We start from the raw sequence: 17,301 nt of genomic DNA, 5'->3' as shown, positions 1-17,301 counted from the left end.
GGCGACGATGAGCGCAAAGAAGGACGGGCTCGCAAATATCGGAGGATTTCTGGCCTGCAACAATGATTCTTGGGCAGATGATTTCCGCAACCTGCTCATCCTGACGGAAGGATTTCCGACATATGGCGGTCTCGCCGGCCGGGATCTGGAGGCAATCTCCGTCGGCCTGTTGGAAGCATTGGAATACGACTATCAGCGCTATCGGCATGCGACCGTCGAATATGTGGCGTCGGCGCTGATCTCGCGCGACATACCGATCGTGCGCCCGGCCGGCGGCCACGCCATATTCATCGACGCCGCCGCGTTTTGCCCGCATCTGAGGGCCAGCGACTATCCCGGCATCGGGCTCGTCAATGCGCTTTATCTCGAAGGCGGCGTTCGCGCCGTCGAGCTCGGCAGCGTCATGTTCGGAAAGCCTGCGCCAGAGGGGGGAAAGGAAATCGCAGCGTCGCACGAATTGGTGCGGTTGGCGTTTCCTCGCCGGGTCTATACGCAGAGCCATTTTGACTATCTGATTGAAGTGCTGGACGCCATTGGCCGCCAGCGCGAGTCAATCGAAGCCTACCGGATCACTCAACAAGCGCCATTTCTGCGGCACTTCACCGCCCATTACGAACGAGTCGGTTGAGCCTCGAGCGCTGCGGCGGCAAGTGAGTGTTACGTGAGGGCGGCGTAACTCGCCTTAGAGGCGGCCCTTATCGATCACATGATTCCATGTGATCGATAAGCGCTCTAGGCGGTCGACGATGGGCCGCCCTGAGCGGCCTGAAACTGTAGGACCTCGGTGGCCGAATATTCTCCGCGCGCTCCGCAGTTCGGACACGTCACCTTAAATGTGGCGGGCCCGGATATCTCCAGAGCGCCCGTGCCTGTCAGCTCGCTCAGAAAAGCAAAGCGTTGTCGGCACTGTTTGCACGCAAATCCAATATACCAGCTGCCAGGAATGAGCGCGGGCATCGCAGATACCTCAAAATCGCCGGTGAACAGAATGCCTTTTGGCATGGGGGTCTCCTGTCTTACGACTTTGATATTCATGTAGCGCTGGGCCGTCTTCCTGACGATCTTTACGGCGTTTACGTTCGTTCCCCGGCGCGGGCCGCGACGCGCGTATTACGACGCCATCGCGTTCTGCAGCGTGCAAAGCGAATATCGCCCGTATAGGGGCGACGCTAACGGCTGATCCGGCCAGTAGGTCCGATGAAGGTCGGCGACCGTGCAACGATCGAGCACGCTCGCCCCGCATCGCGCGGCTTGCTCCGCAAGATTCTCGATCCCGTACGTCCAAGGGGCGCCCATTGCGGCGAATCTTTCAACGACGCTGGTGATTTCAGGATCGCCGGTTGCGTTCTTGATCACGTCCTCGGCGAAATAGTCGAAGGACACCGAGCAGCTCTCGATATGGCGCATGAGGTCCGTCAAGATTTGGCAGACCGCCGCTTCATCCAAATACATCGTGTTCCCTTCCCATATGACATGCGTGGGAAGTTTGAAATCAAATCCGTTTCGACGAAGGAGACCGATCATTCCATCCGTCACATAATCCGCCCCAATATATTTCGTATTGGGATCAACATCGCTTGCTTCGAGCTTCGCCTTTTTGAACGCCTGGGTTGCTGGAGCGTCGATTTCAAAATAGGCGACGCCTTCGGCCGCGATCCGCTGCGGCCTTGTGTCGAGTCCGGCGCCAAGTATGAGGATTTGTCGGCGCCCTTTGTCGATCTGAAGACGAAGCCGGTCGTCGAAGTAGCGGGTCCTCAGTCGCACATTGTTCCTTATCGGCGGGAACGACTGGGAAATGCGATCCGCCGCCTCTTTCGATTCCTGATTGAGGAACAGGTGGACGAAGGGATCGCGATAGAGCGGATGAGCTTGCTTGTTTTCGTCATTGCGGAATTCCGCCACGACAAAAGCGGTTCCAACTACCTTTTGAATTTCGACCATTTGGCTGTCTCGGCGCAGAAACGCGTTCCGGCGTTCGTTGAAGGTTAACTCTTAGCTGCGCCTGCAGGGCGCTATCAAAGGGGCGGCCCGGTCACTTTTGCGGATAGCGCTCCAGCAGTTGCGCAAGCGGCTCGGAACTCACCGCATTGGGCGGCGAATAGGGCTCGTCCACGGATGCGACCAGCGATATCGGGACGATCGCCGCCAAAGCGAAAATCGCCTGCGCGAGAAGCTGAGGCCTCGGGCGGTCGAGATGCACGACGGCCAGGGCGATTTGCGTGATGAAGGCGATGATGATCACCGCCGCCCATTTGCGATCGTCGGGAAAGGCCCCCGCAATCGCGAGTCGTTGTTCCCGCGCCGATCGCAAACGCATCACCGTATCGACGAGCGCGCGCTGGAAGGCCGGCTCGATTCTCGCGCTGGCGACCGCGCGTGTGAGTCTGTTCAGCGCCGCCTCGGTTTCCGGCGATTCTTTGCCGTCTTCCATGGTCTTCCATTCGAGGCCAACGGCGGTCTCCACATAGTCACGCACGGCGCGTGGAATATCTTCCGCGTTGACTCCATGATTGCTCGAAAGCGCCGCGAGCGTCGCCAATTGTTCGCGCTCCATGGCGATGGCGCGATAGGCGCTGCGATTTGCGTCCCAGACGTCCTGCGAGAGGAACGTCATCAGCAGGCCAAACAGGGTCGCCGGAACGGCGACGAAGGGCGGCACGACGCCTTTCCAGTTCTGCGCATAGGCGGCAAAGCGCGAGGCGAAGCTAAGCCAGCACAGGAAAAGCGCGACTGCGGCCATGGCGAATGTGAGCATGAGCGCCATGACGAGCGTCGTCTGCGACATCCAGAATTTTAAAAGCACGTTTCCCCTCGAATCGATAGTTAATGGCGATTGAAGGACATCATAATCGAGATTCGCCAGACGATCGCACCCCCTTGCGCGCATGCCTTTCGCATTACGGGGTTCCTCTCGCGCCAAAACGCCTTACCTTTCGCGAGGGCGATCGTCGATCTGAGTTCGGTAGGCATGTCAACCGAGACGGACATTTCCGCCTATGCGAGCTCGATCCTGGAGACCGTGGGCTTGCCGCTGCTGGCGCTGGATTCACAACTCACGGTCGAGTTCGCTAATGACGCGTTCCTCAGTCAGTTTCGGATGACGCGCGAGGAGACAGTCGGCCGGCCGGTTTATGAGCTTTGCGACGGGCAGTGGGACATCTCGGAGCTGCGCCGGCTGCTAGAGCAAATTGTTGAGCGAAGCAGTACGGTCGAGGATTGCCGCGTCGAACATGACTTCGAACGTGTCGGCCGTCGCATCATGCGGCTCAACGCCAAGCGCATCCGCAGGCCGGATGAAAAAGATTGCATCCTGCTTGCGATATTCGACGAGAGCGAGTGTGAGCGGCTTCGTCATGAACTCGAAGGCCGGATCGAATTTTCGGAGAAACTGATCGACAGCGTGCGTGAAGCGCTGCTGGTTCTCCACGCGGACCTCACGGTTCACTCGGCGAATCGGCCCTTCTATCGACTCTTCGGGGGAGACCCCAAGGAGACGGAAGGACGTCTCGTTTACGAGCTGGACAATGGCCAGTGGGACACCCCGGAGCTGCGACGGCTGCTTGAGGATATCCTCCCTCGCCGCCAGAGTTTCGACGACTACCAGATCGAACACGTGTTCCAAGACCTCGGTCCTCGGGTGATGCTGGTGAACGGCCGTTGGCTCGACCAGCTTAACCTGATCGTTCTCGCCATAAGTGACACGATGGAGCAACTGACGTGCGAGGTGAACCGTCGGGACCGCGAGGTTCGGCAAAATCTCCTCATCGATCTGAATGACCGATTGCGCCCGTTGGCGGATCCCGTGGCGATTCAGGCTGCGGCCAGCGAGGTCCTGGGCCGACATCTCAAGGCCACCCAAGCGGCCTATGCGGAGATCGACGAGACCGGCGACTACGCAACTGTTCAGCACGACTGGAACGACGGCGCGGCGCCAAGCAACGCCGGGCGCCATCGTCTCGAGAGTTGGGGAGAGGCCCTGATCGCAGACCTCAAGCGTGGCAGAACAATCGTCGTCAGCGACGTTCGCAACGACCCGCGCACGGCGGCGCCTGAGACCCTAAGGTCATTCGAAAGCCGTTCGATTTCCGCTTTTCTGGCCGCGCCGCTGGTCAAGGACGACCGGCTGGTCGCGGTGGTTACCGTTCACTCGCGGCGACCGCGGACGTGGAGCGCCGCTCAGGCGGCGGTCGCCGAAGATGTCGCCGAGCGAACGTGGTCGGCGATTGAGCGGGCGCGCGCGGAGGAGGCGCTGCGCAACAGCGAGTCGCGGTATCGCCTGCTGTTCGAATCCATTGACGAAAGCTTCACGGTGGTCGAGCCGCTTTATGACGAGGAAGGTCATGCGGTCGACTACCGCTTCCTTGAAGTCAATCCAGCATTTGAGGCGATTACCGGGCTGAAGAACGTTGAAGGGCGGAGCGGTCGCGCGCTTGCGCCCAGCCTGGAAAAGGACTGGATCGATACGATCGGCAGAGTCGGGGTGTCCGGGAACGCCGAACGCGTCGTCCGCAGAGCGCGCGCGCTCGGCAAGATCTACGACGCCTTTGTCTTCCGCGTCGAGGAAGCGGAAAGCCCACGAGTCGCCGTGCTGTCGAGGGACGTGACCGAGCGCGTGCGCGCGGAGGAACAGCGCGCTCTTCTCATGCGCGAGCTCAATCACCGCTCGAAAAACATGTTGAGCATCGTGCTGGCCATCGCACGAGCGACCGCGGGCAATTCAGGACGCGACTTCGAGGAAACATTTCAGGAGCGCATTTTGTCTCTCGCCGCCAATCAGGACCTGCTGGTCGCCAGCGATTGGCAAGGCGTCCCGCTAAGCGATCTCGTGCGCTCGCAGCTCGCTCATCTGGAGGATTTGATCGGCGATCGCATCGCGCTAAAGGGCCCGCCGCTGATCATCTCGGCCGCGGCGTCGCAATCTTTCAGCATGGCGCTACATGAGCTGGCGACCAACGCCGTCAAATATGGCGCTCTGTCCAATTCGGATGGCCGCGTCGACATCGAATGGGGCGTCCGCGAGCACGATGGCGAAGGCCGGCGCTTCACGATGCGCTGGCGTGAGACGGAGGGTCCCACGGTCGTTCCGCCCGCGCGCAACGGCTTCGGGTCCACAGTCATTCGTGACATGATCAGACTGAACCTGAGAGGGGATGCAAGCCTCCAATACGACAGCGCAGGCGTCGTCTGGGACTTCGACTGCCCGATTGAGAATGTGCTGGAGGCGCCGGAATCCCCCCGAGCCGAAAAGTAACGCCGCAGCAACAGCCGCCGCCGCCTCCAAGGACCCTCTATCGAGGCTGCATGCGACCTTTGCCGCTGATGCAGAACGCCCCGCCGATACATCCACGGTCGGGGCGTCCGCTTGCGGAACGCTGTCCGCGTTCAATGCCGGTGCGGCTGAGGCGCTCACAGGATCCGCCGCCGCAAATCTCTATCGGCCGCAAATATCTATCGGCGATCTTGACCGCCGACGCTGGACGAGCCGCGCGACAGCTTCGGCCGAGGCTGACTCAACCATCCGCCGGAGTGCGGCAAATGATCCCCGCAGAACGGGCGAGTTTCGAGGTTCTGGAGAAGCGACCTGATCGCGCTTCGCCTTCGCTGAAGCTTCCTGGTGGTCATTGGAAATCTCCTTCTTTAGAGACGGACCACTGAACAACCTATTTAACAGCGTCATCCTAACAACGAATGAAATCAAGCTCTGTTCCGACATTCTCGCGTCTTTCGTCGACGAATTGCGCCAAGCGTTGCAAATTTGTCGCGGCGCTTATGGCTCTCAAGAGATCTTCGGCGCGAAGCAGCTGCTCCCAAAGTCGAGGCGCCGCGCTCGAAGGCGACTGATGTTGCGCCGGGGATGGCAATTACAATCGATGATCATGCAAATCGCTTATAAATGGCCCCGCCCATCGTCTATCGTCGAGCATTCGCTAGCGTGGACATGCGACGCCCAGCGCGAATACGCCTATGGTCCGGCGCTCGGATTGCCCGACACGAGAATTGGGGCTTTTCCTCAGTCTTTGCATGACGAGGCGAAGCGGCACGGCTGGTTCGTCATCAGCATGAAAAGCGATTGAAGCCGGATATGGGCTTTCGAACAATGAAGCGCATGGGGAAGCGCGCTCCAAAGCAGCGATACGCCGTGCGTCTTGAGCGCCCGTTCCTCCTACGGACTGAAGAACCGTGTGCGCGTCGGCGGATCGCCTACCAATAGACCTGCGCGCGCGCCTCGAAGAGATCGGGATGGGCGCCGTTGAAATAGGGGCTCTGCCGCGTCGGAACGCCGGTTGCGAACAAGGCGTAATCATTGAGCGGCGCGGAGGCCTGCAGCACATGGACCCAGTTGAACTGAAAATGGAATCCGTTTTCGGGATACCAATTGAGTCCCAGAGTGACGTTTTGCTGGCGGCCGCCGACCACGCCAGCGTTGGCGATATAGGAGGCCGCGGCTGGATTGGGCGCGATGAGCGTCGTATAGGCGAGCATGTTGTAGAGGCTTGAGCCGCTATAGGGTCCGCTGTTGAGATTGAGCGCGCTGTAGCGCGCGGCGAGCCCAAGTGCGCCAAAGCCGCCGGCGCTCATCGGATGCTTGATCGTGATCTGATTGAAGTTCGCGCCGAGTTTGTTCGTCACGTCATATGCGGCGGCGCGCTCCTCGCCGGTCAGGTACCATTGCCCGTAGAGATAAAAGCCGCTGAAATAATGCGAGGCGCCGCCCGGCGCGAAAGCGCCTGCGAGGCGCGCGCGCGCGATATTGGTGGTGTTGCGATTGACGCGCTGCCCCAGATATTCGGCCTGCAGCGAGAATGGCCCATGCGCCGCGGACAGCTCCACGCCAAAGGACTGCACGTTGTTGACGCAATGCGCGGCGGCTGCCGACGTCCATCCCGGCAGAGCGACGGTTCCGCAGGAAAGATCCGGCGTTCCAAGCAGCCCCTGGTTAAGAATATAGGCTTCCGAACGAATGCGGTTGCCGATCCGCAGCACGCGATCGTCCGACAATCCCGTGGCGCTGTTTGGCTGGTGATAGCGGCCGGACACGCCGACATGCAGCAGATCATGTTCGGTCATGATCGGCGCATAGGTCGCGCGGCCGGTCAGTTCGAAATATTGGCCGCCGCCTGTAGGGAACCAACCGGCGCGCGCCGGAATACCGATCAATGGCGGCGCGCCGACCGCTGGGTTTGTGTTCAAATCTTCGAAGCTCGTGGTGAAGATGCCGCCCTTGGCGGTCCAGTTGTCGCCATAGGCGCCGATCGCCGCGCCGAGGTGACGACTGGGCGCAATGGCTTCGACCGCCATGGCGCGTTCGATGAAGTCGCGGAATCGCGAGGACGCGGTGAATTCGAGGCTGAAGGGTTCGAAATAGCTGCCGATATGGATGAAGGCTGGGTTCTTCGTGAATGGCAGCGCGAGAAGGGGATGTTGCAGACCAAGATAGAAGTCGCGAATGCCGCCTTGCACGGGCGCATTGAAGGGCGTGCCATATTGCGAGCCGGCGAAATCATATTGCAGTTTGTAGAACCAGTATTTTGCAGCCGTGCCCTCCACTTCGAGACGCACCTGGCGAACGCCGGCCTGGCCTGACCAGCCATTGAGCGGCTGCGCCGCGCCGCCGCCATCAAACTGCATGCGCCCGCCGATTTTGAAGCTGTAAGCCTTGTCCGCGCTCTCGACAAACAGGCCGTTCTTGAACGCGACGAAAGCCGGCGGCATGAGCGGCGCCGCGGTATGCGCCGCCTCGGCCTTCGCCGCGCTTCGTTGAGCGGACTGAGTCGCCTGCTGGGCTTCCGCTTTGGCCTGGCGAGCCTCTCGCCGCAGTTTTGCGATCTCCGCCTCCAGCACTCGCAGCCTCGCCTCAATCGCGTCGCCTGAGGCGGCATGCGCCGCCGTTGTCGAGAAAAACGCGACAAGTCCGCTTGCCGCGACATGCTTCCAGCCTGGGAGATTCATGACTAGCCCCGCTTGCGTCTTTATTCGCGTGAGCGGCGAGCGCTTTGCCGCGCATCAAGACAGCAAGTTCATCGCGTTGAACGCCGCGACTCTCATATGCGAAGCGCGAAGCGCGCTCTCGTTCTAGCCAAGTTTTCGTACGCAGGTTTTTCCCGAGTTTTTCTCGTGCGAGGAAATATTGCTCGCGCGTTTCGAGAATCGGCCGGGCGACAGCGCGTCGCCACATTCGCGGCCGAGGGGCCCTTGGCCGAGTCGTTCAGCTCATCGTTTCAACGAAGGCGATCAGTCCTTTGAGCAGCGTTGTGGGATCAGGCGGGCAGCCGCGAATATGGAGATCGACCGGGACGACGTTCGCGACGGCGCCCACGCATGCGTAGCTCTCGCAATAAACGCCGCCGTCAAAGGCGCAGTCGCCGACGGCGATCACCCATTTTGGATCCGGCGTCGCCGCATAGGTTCGCTCAAGCGCTTCGCGCATGTTTTTCGTCACCGGTCCGGTGACGAGCAAGACGTCGGCGTGACGTGGCGACGCCACGAAGCGCAGGCCGAATCTCTCGAGGTCGTAATAGGCGTTGTTGAGCGCGTGGATCTCCAATTCGCAGCCATTGCAGGAGCCCGCGTCGACTTCGCGGATCGACAGGCTGCGGCCCAGTTTTTGGCGCGCGGTGCGCCCCAGCGTGTAGCCAAGTTCCGCGATCGACGTCGGACCCGGAATGGGGGCCTTTTCGGTCAGAGCGCGGCGGAGCAGGCCCTGAAGCAAGAATTTCTGCATCGCGCGCGTGTCCTAGAGATCATGTCCCGAGTAGGAACAGTTGAAGGATTTGTTGCAGAGGGGGAAGTCGGCGACGATGTTGTCTTTGATCGCCGCTTCGAGCAGCGGCCACTGGAACCAGGACGGATCGCGCAAATGACAGCGCTGCACCACGCCGTCAGCGCGAATGCGCAGCCAGACAAATATATCGCCGCGGAAGCCTTCGACGAGCGCGGCGCCTTCGCGCGTCCAGTCTTTCGGCAGCGCCCATGCGGCGATGATCGGACCCTCCGGCGCTTCGTCGAGAATCTGTCTGACGATTCGCAGCGAGGCTCTGATTTCATCGAACCGGACCCAGACTCGCGCATCGACGTCGCCTTCCTTCGAGCCGCCGATCTCGAAGGTCAGCTGCGGGTAGGGGGCGTAACCGATCGCCTTGCGCGCGTCGAATGTCCGGCCGGAGGCGCGTCCGACATAGCCCCCGCACGCATATTGCTTTGCGAGCGCCTCACTGACGACGCCGGTTCCGACGGTCCGATCCTGCAGCGACGTCGTGTCGCCGAAGAGCGCGACCAGGCGCGGAGTCATGAGCTCGATCCACTCGATCAGCGTGAAAAGCGCCGTGACGTTCTCTTGCTCCAAATCGACGAGGACGCCGCCCGGCGCGATGCGATCCATCATCAGGCGGTGTCCGAAGCAATTTGCCGCTTTTCTCAAGATGCGTTCGCGGACGATGCCGCACTGCGCATGCATCAATGCGAAGGCCGCGTCGTTACAGATGGCGCCGATATCGCCGAAATGGTTGGCGAGCCGTTCGAGTTCAGCCATCAGAGCGCGCAGATATGTCGCGCGCGGCGGAACATTGACGTCGAACGCCGCTTCGATCGCCTGCGAAAAGGCGAGGCTGTAGGCGACCGTGCTGTCGCCGGACACGCGCGCCGCGAGACGCGCGGCGCGCTCGATCGAGGCGCCGACCATCAGTTGATCGACGCCCTTGTGCGTGAAGCCAAACCGCTCCTCAAGCCGCACGATGGTTTCACCATTGGCCGAAAAGCGGAAATGGCCCGGCTCGATAATGCCGGCGTGCACGGGTCCGACCGGTATCTGGTGGAGCGGTTCGCCTTCTGCGGGAAGGAACGCGTAGCTGTCACTGGCGGAGTCGATCTTTTCGGGCGCGCTGCAGGGATGACGCACGCCCCACCGGCCATGATCGAGCCAGGGCCGCTCGTCGGGCGCGTTTTCGGCTCGCAGGCCATAAAGATCGCGGATCGCGCGCTCGAGCCTCAACGCCGGCGGATGCAATCGCCCGACGGATGGAAAGGAGCCCTCGGGGCACCCCAACGTGATGATGCGCAGGCGCGGCTGCCGCGCTTCGAGCACCGCCATGTGAACGCTCGAATTTTCGCCCCAGAGGCTGAGGAGTTCGCGCTCGCCTCTCGCAAGACTTTCGGCGAAAGCGAGCCAACCTGCTCTGTCGACGATCTCACGCGGCCAGGGCAGGCACGTCGGCGGCGACGGCTGGGCCTCCATCTGTTTGCTGGCGAAGTTCATCTTTTCATCCTTCGAGCTCAGCCCAACAGCCGCGCGACGTTCTGGAACCAGGTCACGACGTGAGACGGAAGGTAGATTCCGGCCAGCAGCACAAGGGATAGATGGGCGTAGACAGGCCACATTGAAGCCTGCACCTCGCCTTCGTCGCGGCTTGGCTCGCCGAACGCCATCCCGGTGAGCCGCAACAGCAAGGCGCCAAAAGCCAGCAGGAGGCCGAAAACCAGCGGAATGGCGAGGAGCGGCTGGCGTGCGAAGGTCGAACTCACGACGAGAAATTCGCTCATGAAGATGCCGAGCGGCGGCAGGCCGATGATCGCCACGACGCCGGCGACGAGGGACCAGCCGAGCGCCGGCTGGCTCTGCGTCAGTCCTCGGATGTCGGCGATTCTCTGCGTGCCCTTGACCTGCGCGATGTGGCCGACCGAGAAGAAGATCGCGGACTTCGTCAGGCTGTGCATCGTCATGTGCAGCAGACCGGCGAAGTTGGCGAGCGGTCCGCCCATGCCGAAGGCGAAGGCGATAATGCCCATGTGCTCGATGGAGGAGTAGGCGAACAGCCGCTTGATGTCGCCACGGCGGTAAAGCATGAAGGCAGCCATGATCAGCGAGGCAAGGCCGAGCGTGATCATCAGCGGGCCTGGCGTAATCGCCGCCGCATTGGCCGTCAGCAGCATCTTGAACCGCAGCACCGCGTAAAGCGCGACATTCAGAAGGAGGCCGGACAAGACCGCCGAGATCGGCGTCGGGCCTTCCGCATGCGCATCCGGAAGCCAGGCGTGCATCGGCGCCAACCCAACCTTCGTGCCGTAGCCGAGCATCAGAAACACGAAGGCGACGTTGAGCATCCGGGGATTGAACTGCGGCGCCTGCTGCATCAGCGTCGTCCAGACCATGGCGTCATAGCCCTGTCCCAGCACCGGCTCGGCCGCCATGTAAATGAGGATCGTGCCGAAGAGCGCCAGCGCGATCCCGACGCTGCCGAGGATGAAATATTTCCAAGCGGCCTCGAGGGCGTGCGGCGTGCGGTACATGCCGACCATCAACACGGTTGTCAGCGTCGCGACTTCGACCGCGACCCACATGAGGCCGATGTTGCTGGCGAGCAGCGCCAGATTCATCGCGCACATCAGCGACTGATACATCGCGTGATAGAAGCGGACGTTTCTCGAGGTCAGCCGACCAGTTTCCATCTCATGGTCGATATAGCTCGCGCTATAGACGCTCGTGGTGAAGCCGATGAAGGTCGAGAGCACGACAAAAACGATGTTGAGGTCGTCCACAAAGAGATAGCCGCCGCTTTCGGGCTCGACGACGAGAAGCACAAGCGCGAAGAGAAACGTCGCGCCGGAGGCGCAGAGGTTGATGATCGCCGAGCGTCGGTAGGCCGGTTCAAGCGCAACGGCAATGGCCGCGACGGCGGGAATGCCCACAAGCGCGTTTGATACCAGGAGGAGATCGGAACTCATGAACGTCCTCCGCGCACGCGATCGAGTTCAGAAAGATCGACGTTGTCGAATCGCTCGCGGATGCGAAACAGGAAGATGCCGATCACGATGAAGGCGATGAGAATGGAAAAGGCGACGCTGATCTCGACGACGAGCGGCATGCCGTTCGCCCCTGCCGCCGCCAAAACCAGGCCATTTTCCAGCGACATGAAACCGATAATCTGACTCACGACGTTGCGTCGCGTCACCATCATCAACAGCCCCAGCAGCACGATCGCCAAGGCGAATGCGATGTCCTCGCGCGACAGCGGATCGGCGGAGGCGGTCGCCGGCAGCATGACGACGAGCGACAGCGCCACGAGAAATATGCCGATGAGCATGGTTATGCCGACGCCGCCAACGACCTCCACGGTGCGGTGGATGCGCAAGCGCTTGATGATGTGGCGAAGGCTGAAGGGAATGATCAGCGCCTTGAAGATCGCCGCGATGGAGGCCGTGAGATAGAGGTGCGGCGCATCCTGGTAATAGGCCTGCCAGGCGACCGACAGCGACAGAATGACCGCGTGGAGCGTGTAGATATTGATCAGCCCCGACAGTCTGTCCTGATACAGCAGCATGAAGCTCGTCAGCAGGAGCGCGCCCGCGAGCACATGGGCGATGTCGATTGTCAGAAGCTCCATCAGAGGCTCCGTGTCACGAAAACGAGCAGCGTCGCGAGCAGGCCAAGCATCAGCCCCGCGCCGAGAAAGTCGGGAACGCGGAAGATGCGCATCTTGGCTGTGGTCGTCTCAAACAGCGCGAGCGCGCCGCCGCCGATCGCCAGCTTCAGGACGTAAGCGCAAAGCCCGATCATCATCGCCTGCGCGCCCGCATCATGCGACGCGAGCCCGACGGGGAAAAAGACGCAGGCGATAAGCGAGATATAAAGGAGCAGCTTGAGCACGGAGGCGAGTTCAATGAGCGCGAGATAGCGCCCGGAATATTCGAGAACCATCGCCTCATGCACCATCGTCAATTCGAGATGGGTCGCGGGATTATCGACGGGAATCCGTCCATTTTCCGCGATGGCGACGATGAGGAGCGCGACGAGCGCCATGCCGACGGAGGCGCGTAATTCCAGATTTCCGGCCATATAGGCGGCGATTTCGGAAAGCTGCGTCGTTCCGGCGACGAAGGAGACGGTGAAGACGATCATCATCATCGCCGGCTCCGCGAGCGAGCCGAACATCGCCTCGCGACTCGAGCCGATGCCGCCGAAACTCGTTCCAATGTCCATGCCCGCGAGAGCAAGGAAGAAACGGGCGCTGCCGAGCAAGGCGATGATAGCGATGAGATCGGCCGACCAGCTGAACGTCAGTCCCGTGGCGAACGTCGGCACCAGCGATGCGGCGACCCAGATCATCGCAAAGATCAGATAAGGCGCCGAGCGATACAGCCAGGAGGCGTTTTCAGCGAGGACGACCTCCTTGCGCAGCAGGCGAATGAGATCGAGCCAGGGTTGAATGATCGGCGGCCCTTTGCGGCGCACGAGACGCGCCTTCAGCTTTCGAACAAAGCCGATGAGCAGCGGCGCCAGCGCAAGCACCAAAAGCATTTGGAGGCCCTGCGCCAGGAGGTTGAAAAGAAGCGTCATATCGCCACCAGGACCAGGAGGAAGACGAGCGCCCCGAAAACCAGCGCGAGATATTCCTGGATCGTCAGGAGACTGAGGATGTTCAGTCCGGTGGCGCAGGACTCCACCGCCCGCGTGAGGGGCGCATAGAGATAATCGAAGATCCGATCCTTGATGTCGACGCTCAAGCGCGCGGGCCGCGTATCGCCCGGCGCCGGCATGTCGAGGCGGTCCCGCACCGAAAAGGCGATGACGCCAAGGGTGCGCCGGATCGGCTGCGCGAAGCTGCTGCCTGTGTATTGCGTCATGGGGCTGGCTTCGATGTAGCCGCAATCCCAGGCCGGCGCGCGCCGCGACCGCGCCGTGCCAAATTTGTGGATGACCCATCTCGCCGAATAGGCGGAGAAGAGAATGAACACGAAGACCAGAAGCCCGTTGTAGGAGCTGCGACTTTCGGCCACGGGCGCGATCGAGAGCCAGGAGAGCTCAGCCTGCGTCGGCATACGGCCGCCGACAAAATCTTTCGCCACGGGTGAGATCGTGTCGATGAGGAGGCTCGGCAGCAGACCGGCCATGAGGCACAGCGTCAGCAAAACCGCCATGGTCGCGAGCGACCAGCGATCCGGATCATGCGCCCTGCGCGCCGCTTCGCTGCGGGGGCGCCCCAGAAAGGCGACGCCATAGGCGCGTGTGTAACAGCCGGCGCCGAGCGCCGCGCTCAGCGCCAGCGCCACGCCGACCGCCGGAACGAGGAGCTTCACGGTCCATTGCGGCAGCGACGGGCTCAGCAGGATCGCCTGAAAGACCAGCCATTCCGACACAAAGCCGTTCAGCGGCGGCAAGGCGGCGATGGCGACGCAGCCGCCGAGAAAAAGGAACGCCGTTTTCGGCATGGAGTGAATAAGACCGCCGAGGCGCTCGATGCTTCTTTCGCCGCTCCCGTGCAATACCGCGCCGGCGCCAAAGAACAGGAGGCTCTTGAACAGCGAATGATTGAAAACGTGGAAGAGCGCCGCCGTGAAGGCCAGCGCGGCCGGCAGCGCCATGCCATTGGCCTTGAACGCCAAGGCCAGTCCGAGCGCGATGAAGATGACGCCAATGTTCTCGATGGTGCTGTAGGCGAGCAGCTTCTTCAGATCGCTCTGTATCGTCGCGAAGAGAACGCCGACGAGGGCGCTCGCCGCGCCAAAGCTCATCGGCTCGATCGACCACCAGAAGGCGGGCGGCCCAAGCAAATCGAACACGACCCGAATGAAGCCGTAGACGGCGACCTTCGTCATAACGCCGCTCATCAGCGCCGAGACGTGGCTCGGCGCCGCGGGATGGGCGAGCGGCAGCCAGATATGCAAGGGCGCGAGTCCGGCTTTCGACCCCATTCCGACTAACGCGAGGGCCAGGACGAGGCCCGACGTCCATCCCGCCTTGGTCGACTCGCGAATCGAGGCGAAGTCATAGGCGCCGCCGACGCCCCCGAGAACGCCAAACGCCATCAACAGCGCAAACCCGCCGAAGCTCGCCATCAACAAATAGACGAAGCCGGCGCGCCTGTTCTCCTCCTCATGATGGTGCGTCAGCACGAGCGCCCATGACGTAAGCGACATGAACTCCCAAGCGACAAGAAAGGTGAAGGCGTCGTCGGCCAGCACGACGAGATTCATGCCAGCGAGAAAAGCCGGATAGAACGGCAGCACGCGCATCGGCTCTTTCTCATGCGCGCCATAGCCGATCGCATAGGCGCTCGCCGCCGCGCCGCCCAGATTGACGACGGCGAGAAAAAAGCCGGTCAGGACGTCGATGCGAAAATGCATGCCGATCCACGGCAGTCCGAGCGGCAAAACCGTCGAAACGACATGAGCGCCCCTTGGCATGACCGCCGCGAGGAAGAGGACGCCGCAGAGGCCGATGCAAAGGCGGTAGACATTTCGGCTGACGTCGTGGTTCCGCCTGTCGACGATGGCGTAGACGCTGACGGCGAGCAGGGCGCTGACACAGGTCAACGCGAGGTAGAGCGGCATGCGTGTCACCTTCCAGTCGACGTAGCCCTCGTCGGTCGGCCTCGCCCGCGAGGCTCGGGAACTCAGGCGGTGCGCTTGCGCGGCGCGAGAGGATGCTTTGACGTCGCGACGTGTTGATCCAGTCCGCAAATCTCTGCGTGGCCGCCGTTTGCTTCATAATCCTCGCAAAAGTGATGAAGGTTCTCCATCACCGTATGATCGACGCACCGGGACTCCGAGAGATCAAAGATGACCGTCTTGCCCTTTGGGAGCTTGGCGAGATCACCCTTGAGCGCGAGGTAGTTGGCGAAAAAGGCCGCGCCGCCGACCTTGACCTGATAAACGCCGGGCGCGCTCTCCACGACGTCGCGATGCAGCTTAAACACCTGTCCCCAATTGACGCTGCGCCAGAAGTGGAACAGGAACTCGGCGGCGATGCCGATGGCGACGCCGATCAAGAGATCGGTCGCCAGCACGCCGATGATGGTGATCACGAAAACGGTGAGCTGGTCCCACCCGATCGCCAACGTCTTCTTGAACTCGAGCGGCGACGCAAGCCGGTAGCCGGTGAACACCAGCAGCGCCGCGAGCGAGGCAAGCGGGATCTCGTGAATGACCCTCGGGAAAAGCGCGACGAAGGTCAGCAGGAACAATCCGTGGAAGAAATTCGCCCAGCCCGTGCGGGCGCCATTATTCACATTGGCGGAGCTGCGGACGATTTCTGCGATCATCGGCATACCGCCAATCAGGCCACATATAATATTGCCGAAGCCGACCGCCGCGAGGTCGCGGTTGAGATCCGAGGTGCGCTTATAAGGATCGAGCTTATCGACCGCCGCCGAGCTGAGCAGGCTTTCCAGGCTGCCAACGAGACAGATGGCGAAGACCTGCTGCCAGAACATGCGGGAGCCGATCAGCGAGAAATCCGGGAAGGCGAAGCCGGACAGGAAGTTCTGCGGAATCGAGACAAGGAATTTCGGACCGATCGTGAATTCGTGATGCGGCAGAAACGGATAGTCCGGCAGGAAGAGATAGATATGTTCGTCGTCAAGATCGTAATATTGCGCGAGCGCCATGCCGATGATGACGACGACGAGCGGCGCCGGGATCATTCTTAGTCGGCGACTCTTCACCAGCGACCAGGCGATCAGGATCAAAAGCCCAATGACGCCAATAATGGCGACCTCCGGATTCATGTCGCGCAGGCTAGCGGGGATGGCGCCAATCGTCTCAAACAGCGTCTGCGCATCCGGCTTCACGCCGAGCATGACGTGAATCTGCTTGGCCATAATGATGATGCCGATCGCCGCCAACATGCCATGCACGGCCGAGGACGGAAAGAAGGCGCTCATCTTGCCGGCTTTCATGACGCCCATCAGCATCTGAATGACGCTGGCGCATACAATCGCCGCCAAGGTGTAGTGGTAGCCGGCCTTGGCGTCGCCGTCGCCGAGCGCCTGCACCGAGTCCAGAATGACCACGATGAGGCCCGCCGCCGGGCCGGTGATGGTGACGAAGGAGCCATTGACTCGTGACACCAGCAGGCCGCCGACGACGGCGGTGATGACGCCCGCCTGGGGCGGAAAACCCGACGCCATCGAAATGCCAAGGCATAGCGGCAGCGCGATAAGAAACACCAGAAAGCCGGACAGAATGTCGGCGCGCCAATTTTGGGCCAATCCGGCGAGGCCGGTCTTCGGCGTGAACCGGGTTGGAAGCGTCCCCGTGAAATCTGAGCCATTCTCATCCACGGCGGGTCCGCCTAGGTCCTTGCCCAGCCATTCTTGCGATGACGAACTGGGGCGCTGAGAGGCGCTCGCCTCAACCGCGTCCGCTTCCAGGTCGCGGGTGACAGCTTGAGCCTTGCTTTTCATAGGGTGTCCTCGCCATCGCGCTCAGTGAAAAAAACCTGGCGCCGACAGGTTAGCGCGGCCGCAACATAGGACAGGCCAGTGGCCGTGATGTTTCTCCAGTTTTTCAGACCACAAAGATTGTTTC

12 protein-coding genes are annotated in these 17,301 nt (G+C 61.5%); 2 read left to right on the top strand and 10 right to left on the bottom strand.

All coding sequences use genetic code 11. The features are described 5' to 3' along the window. Positions 1–628, top strand: a 628-nt coding sequence (locus ACR65W_RS06885; protein ID WP_434502413.1) for a beta-eliminating lyase-related protein, incomplete at its 5' end; no start/stop codon positions are given. A 482-nt stretch (positions 629–1,110) separates the two neighbouring features. Here the strand turns inward: ACR65W_RS06885 and ACR65W_RS06880 are convergent. Beyond that, positions 1,111–1,941 carry a class I SAM-dependent methyltransferase gene (locus tag ACR65W_RS06880; RefSeq protein ID WP_434500184.1) on the bottom strand — a complete coding sequence of 277 codons (831 nt, stop codon included), beginning with the start codon at positions 1,939–1,941 and terminating at the stop codon, positions 1,111–1,113. Positions 1,942–2,032: 91 nt separating this feature from the next. Next, positions 2,033–2,803, bottom strand: a complete 771-nt coding sequence (locus ACR65W_RS06875; RefSeq protein WP_434500185.1) for a hypothetical protein — start codon at positions 2,801–2,803, stop codon at positions 2,033–2,035. Positions 2,804–2,968: 165 nt separating this feature from the next. Between ACR65W_RS06875 and ACR65W_RS06870 the strand changes: the two genes are divergently transcribed. Continuing rightward, the gene (locus ACR65W_RS06870; protein WP_434500186.1) at positions 2,969–5,251 is read left to right on the top strand and encodes an HWE histidine kinase domain-containing protein; all 2,283 of its coding nucleotides are present in this window, start codon (positions 2,969–2,971) and stop codon (positions 5,249–5,251) included. Positions 5,252–6,201: 950 nt separating this feature from the next. Here ACR65W_RS06870 and ACR65W_RS06865 read toward each other — a convergent pair. From ACR65W_RS06865 to ACR65W_RS06830, 8 genes are all read right to left on the bottom strand, one after another. Further along, complete coding sequence (locus ACR65W_RS06865) at positions 6,202–7,950, bottom strand: OprO/OprP family phosphate-selective porin (RefSeq protein WP_434500187.1); 1,749 nt, start codon at positions 7,948–7,950, stop codon at positions 6,202–6,204. Between the two features lie 256 nt (positions 7,951–8,206). Next, positions 8,207–8,722: an NADH-quinone oxidoreductase subunit B family protein gene (locus tag ACR65W_RS06860; RefSeq protein ID WP_434500188.1), complete on the bottom strand. Its 516-nt coding sequence runs from the start codon at positions 8,720–8,722 to the stop codon at positions 8,207–8,209. Positions 8,723–8,734: 12 nt separating this feature from the next. Beyond that, positions 8,735–10,252: an NADH-quinone oxidoreductase subunit C gene (locus tag ACR65W_RS06855; RefSeq protein WP_434500189.1), complete on the bottom strand. Its 1,518-nt coding sequence runs from the start codon at positions 10,250–10,252 to the stop codon at positions 8,735–8,737. Positions 10,253–10,269: 17 nt separating this feature from the next. Beyond that, positions 10,270–11,718: a hydrogenase 4 subunit F gene (locus ACR65W_RS06850; protein WP_434500190.1), complete on the bottom strand. Its 1,449-nt coding sequence runs from the start codon at positions 11,716–11,718 to the stop codon at positions 10,270–10,272. Continuing rightward, positions 11,715–12,377: a hydrogenase-4 component E gene (locus ACR65W_RS06845; protein ID WP_434500191.1), complete on the bottom strand. Its 663-nt coding sequence runs from the start codon at positions 12,375–12,377 to the stop codon at positions 11,715–11,717. The genes ACR65W_RS06850 and ACR65W_RS06845 overlap by 4 nt, the downstream gene beginning before the upstream one ends. Continuing rightward, positions 12,377–13,330 carry a respiratory chain complex I subunit 1 family protein gene (locus ACR65W_RS06840; protein WP_434500192.1) on the bottom strand — a complete coding sequence of 318 codons (954 nt, stop codon included), beginning with the start codon at positions 13,328–13,330 and terminating at the stop codon, positions 12,377–12,379. Before ACR65W_RS06840 ends, ACR65W_RS06845 begins: the two co-directional genes overlap by 1 nt. After that, entirely contained in the window at positions 13,327–15,324 is a 1,998-nt protein-coding gene (hyfB, locus tag ACR65W_RS06835; protein WP_434500193.1) for a hydrogenase 4 subunit B, read from the bottom strand. The genes ACR65W_RS06840 and hyfB overlap by 4 nt, the downstream gene beginning before the upstream one ends. A gap of 62 nt (positions 15,325–15,386) precedes the next feature. Then, positions 15,387–17,177, bottom strand: coding sequence for a SulP family inorganic anion transporter (locus ACR65W_RS06830; protein WP_434500194.1), 1,791 nt, complete (start codon positions 17,175–17,177; stop codon positions 15,387–15,389). Positions 17,178–17,301: the final 124 nt, after the last annotated feature.

It is taken from the genome of Methylocystis sp. (assembly GCF_051062815.1).
Classification (GTDB): domain Bacteria; phylum Pseudomonadota; class Alphaproteobacteria; order Rhizobiales; family Beijerinckiaceae; genus Methylocystis.
This window is presented reverse-complemented; position numbering and strand designations above follow the sequence as displayed.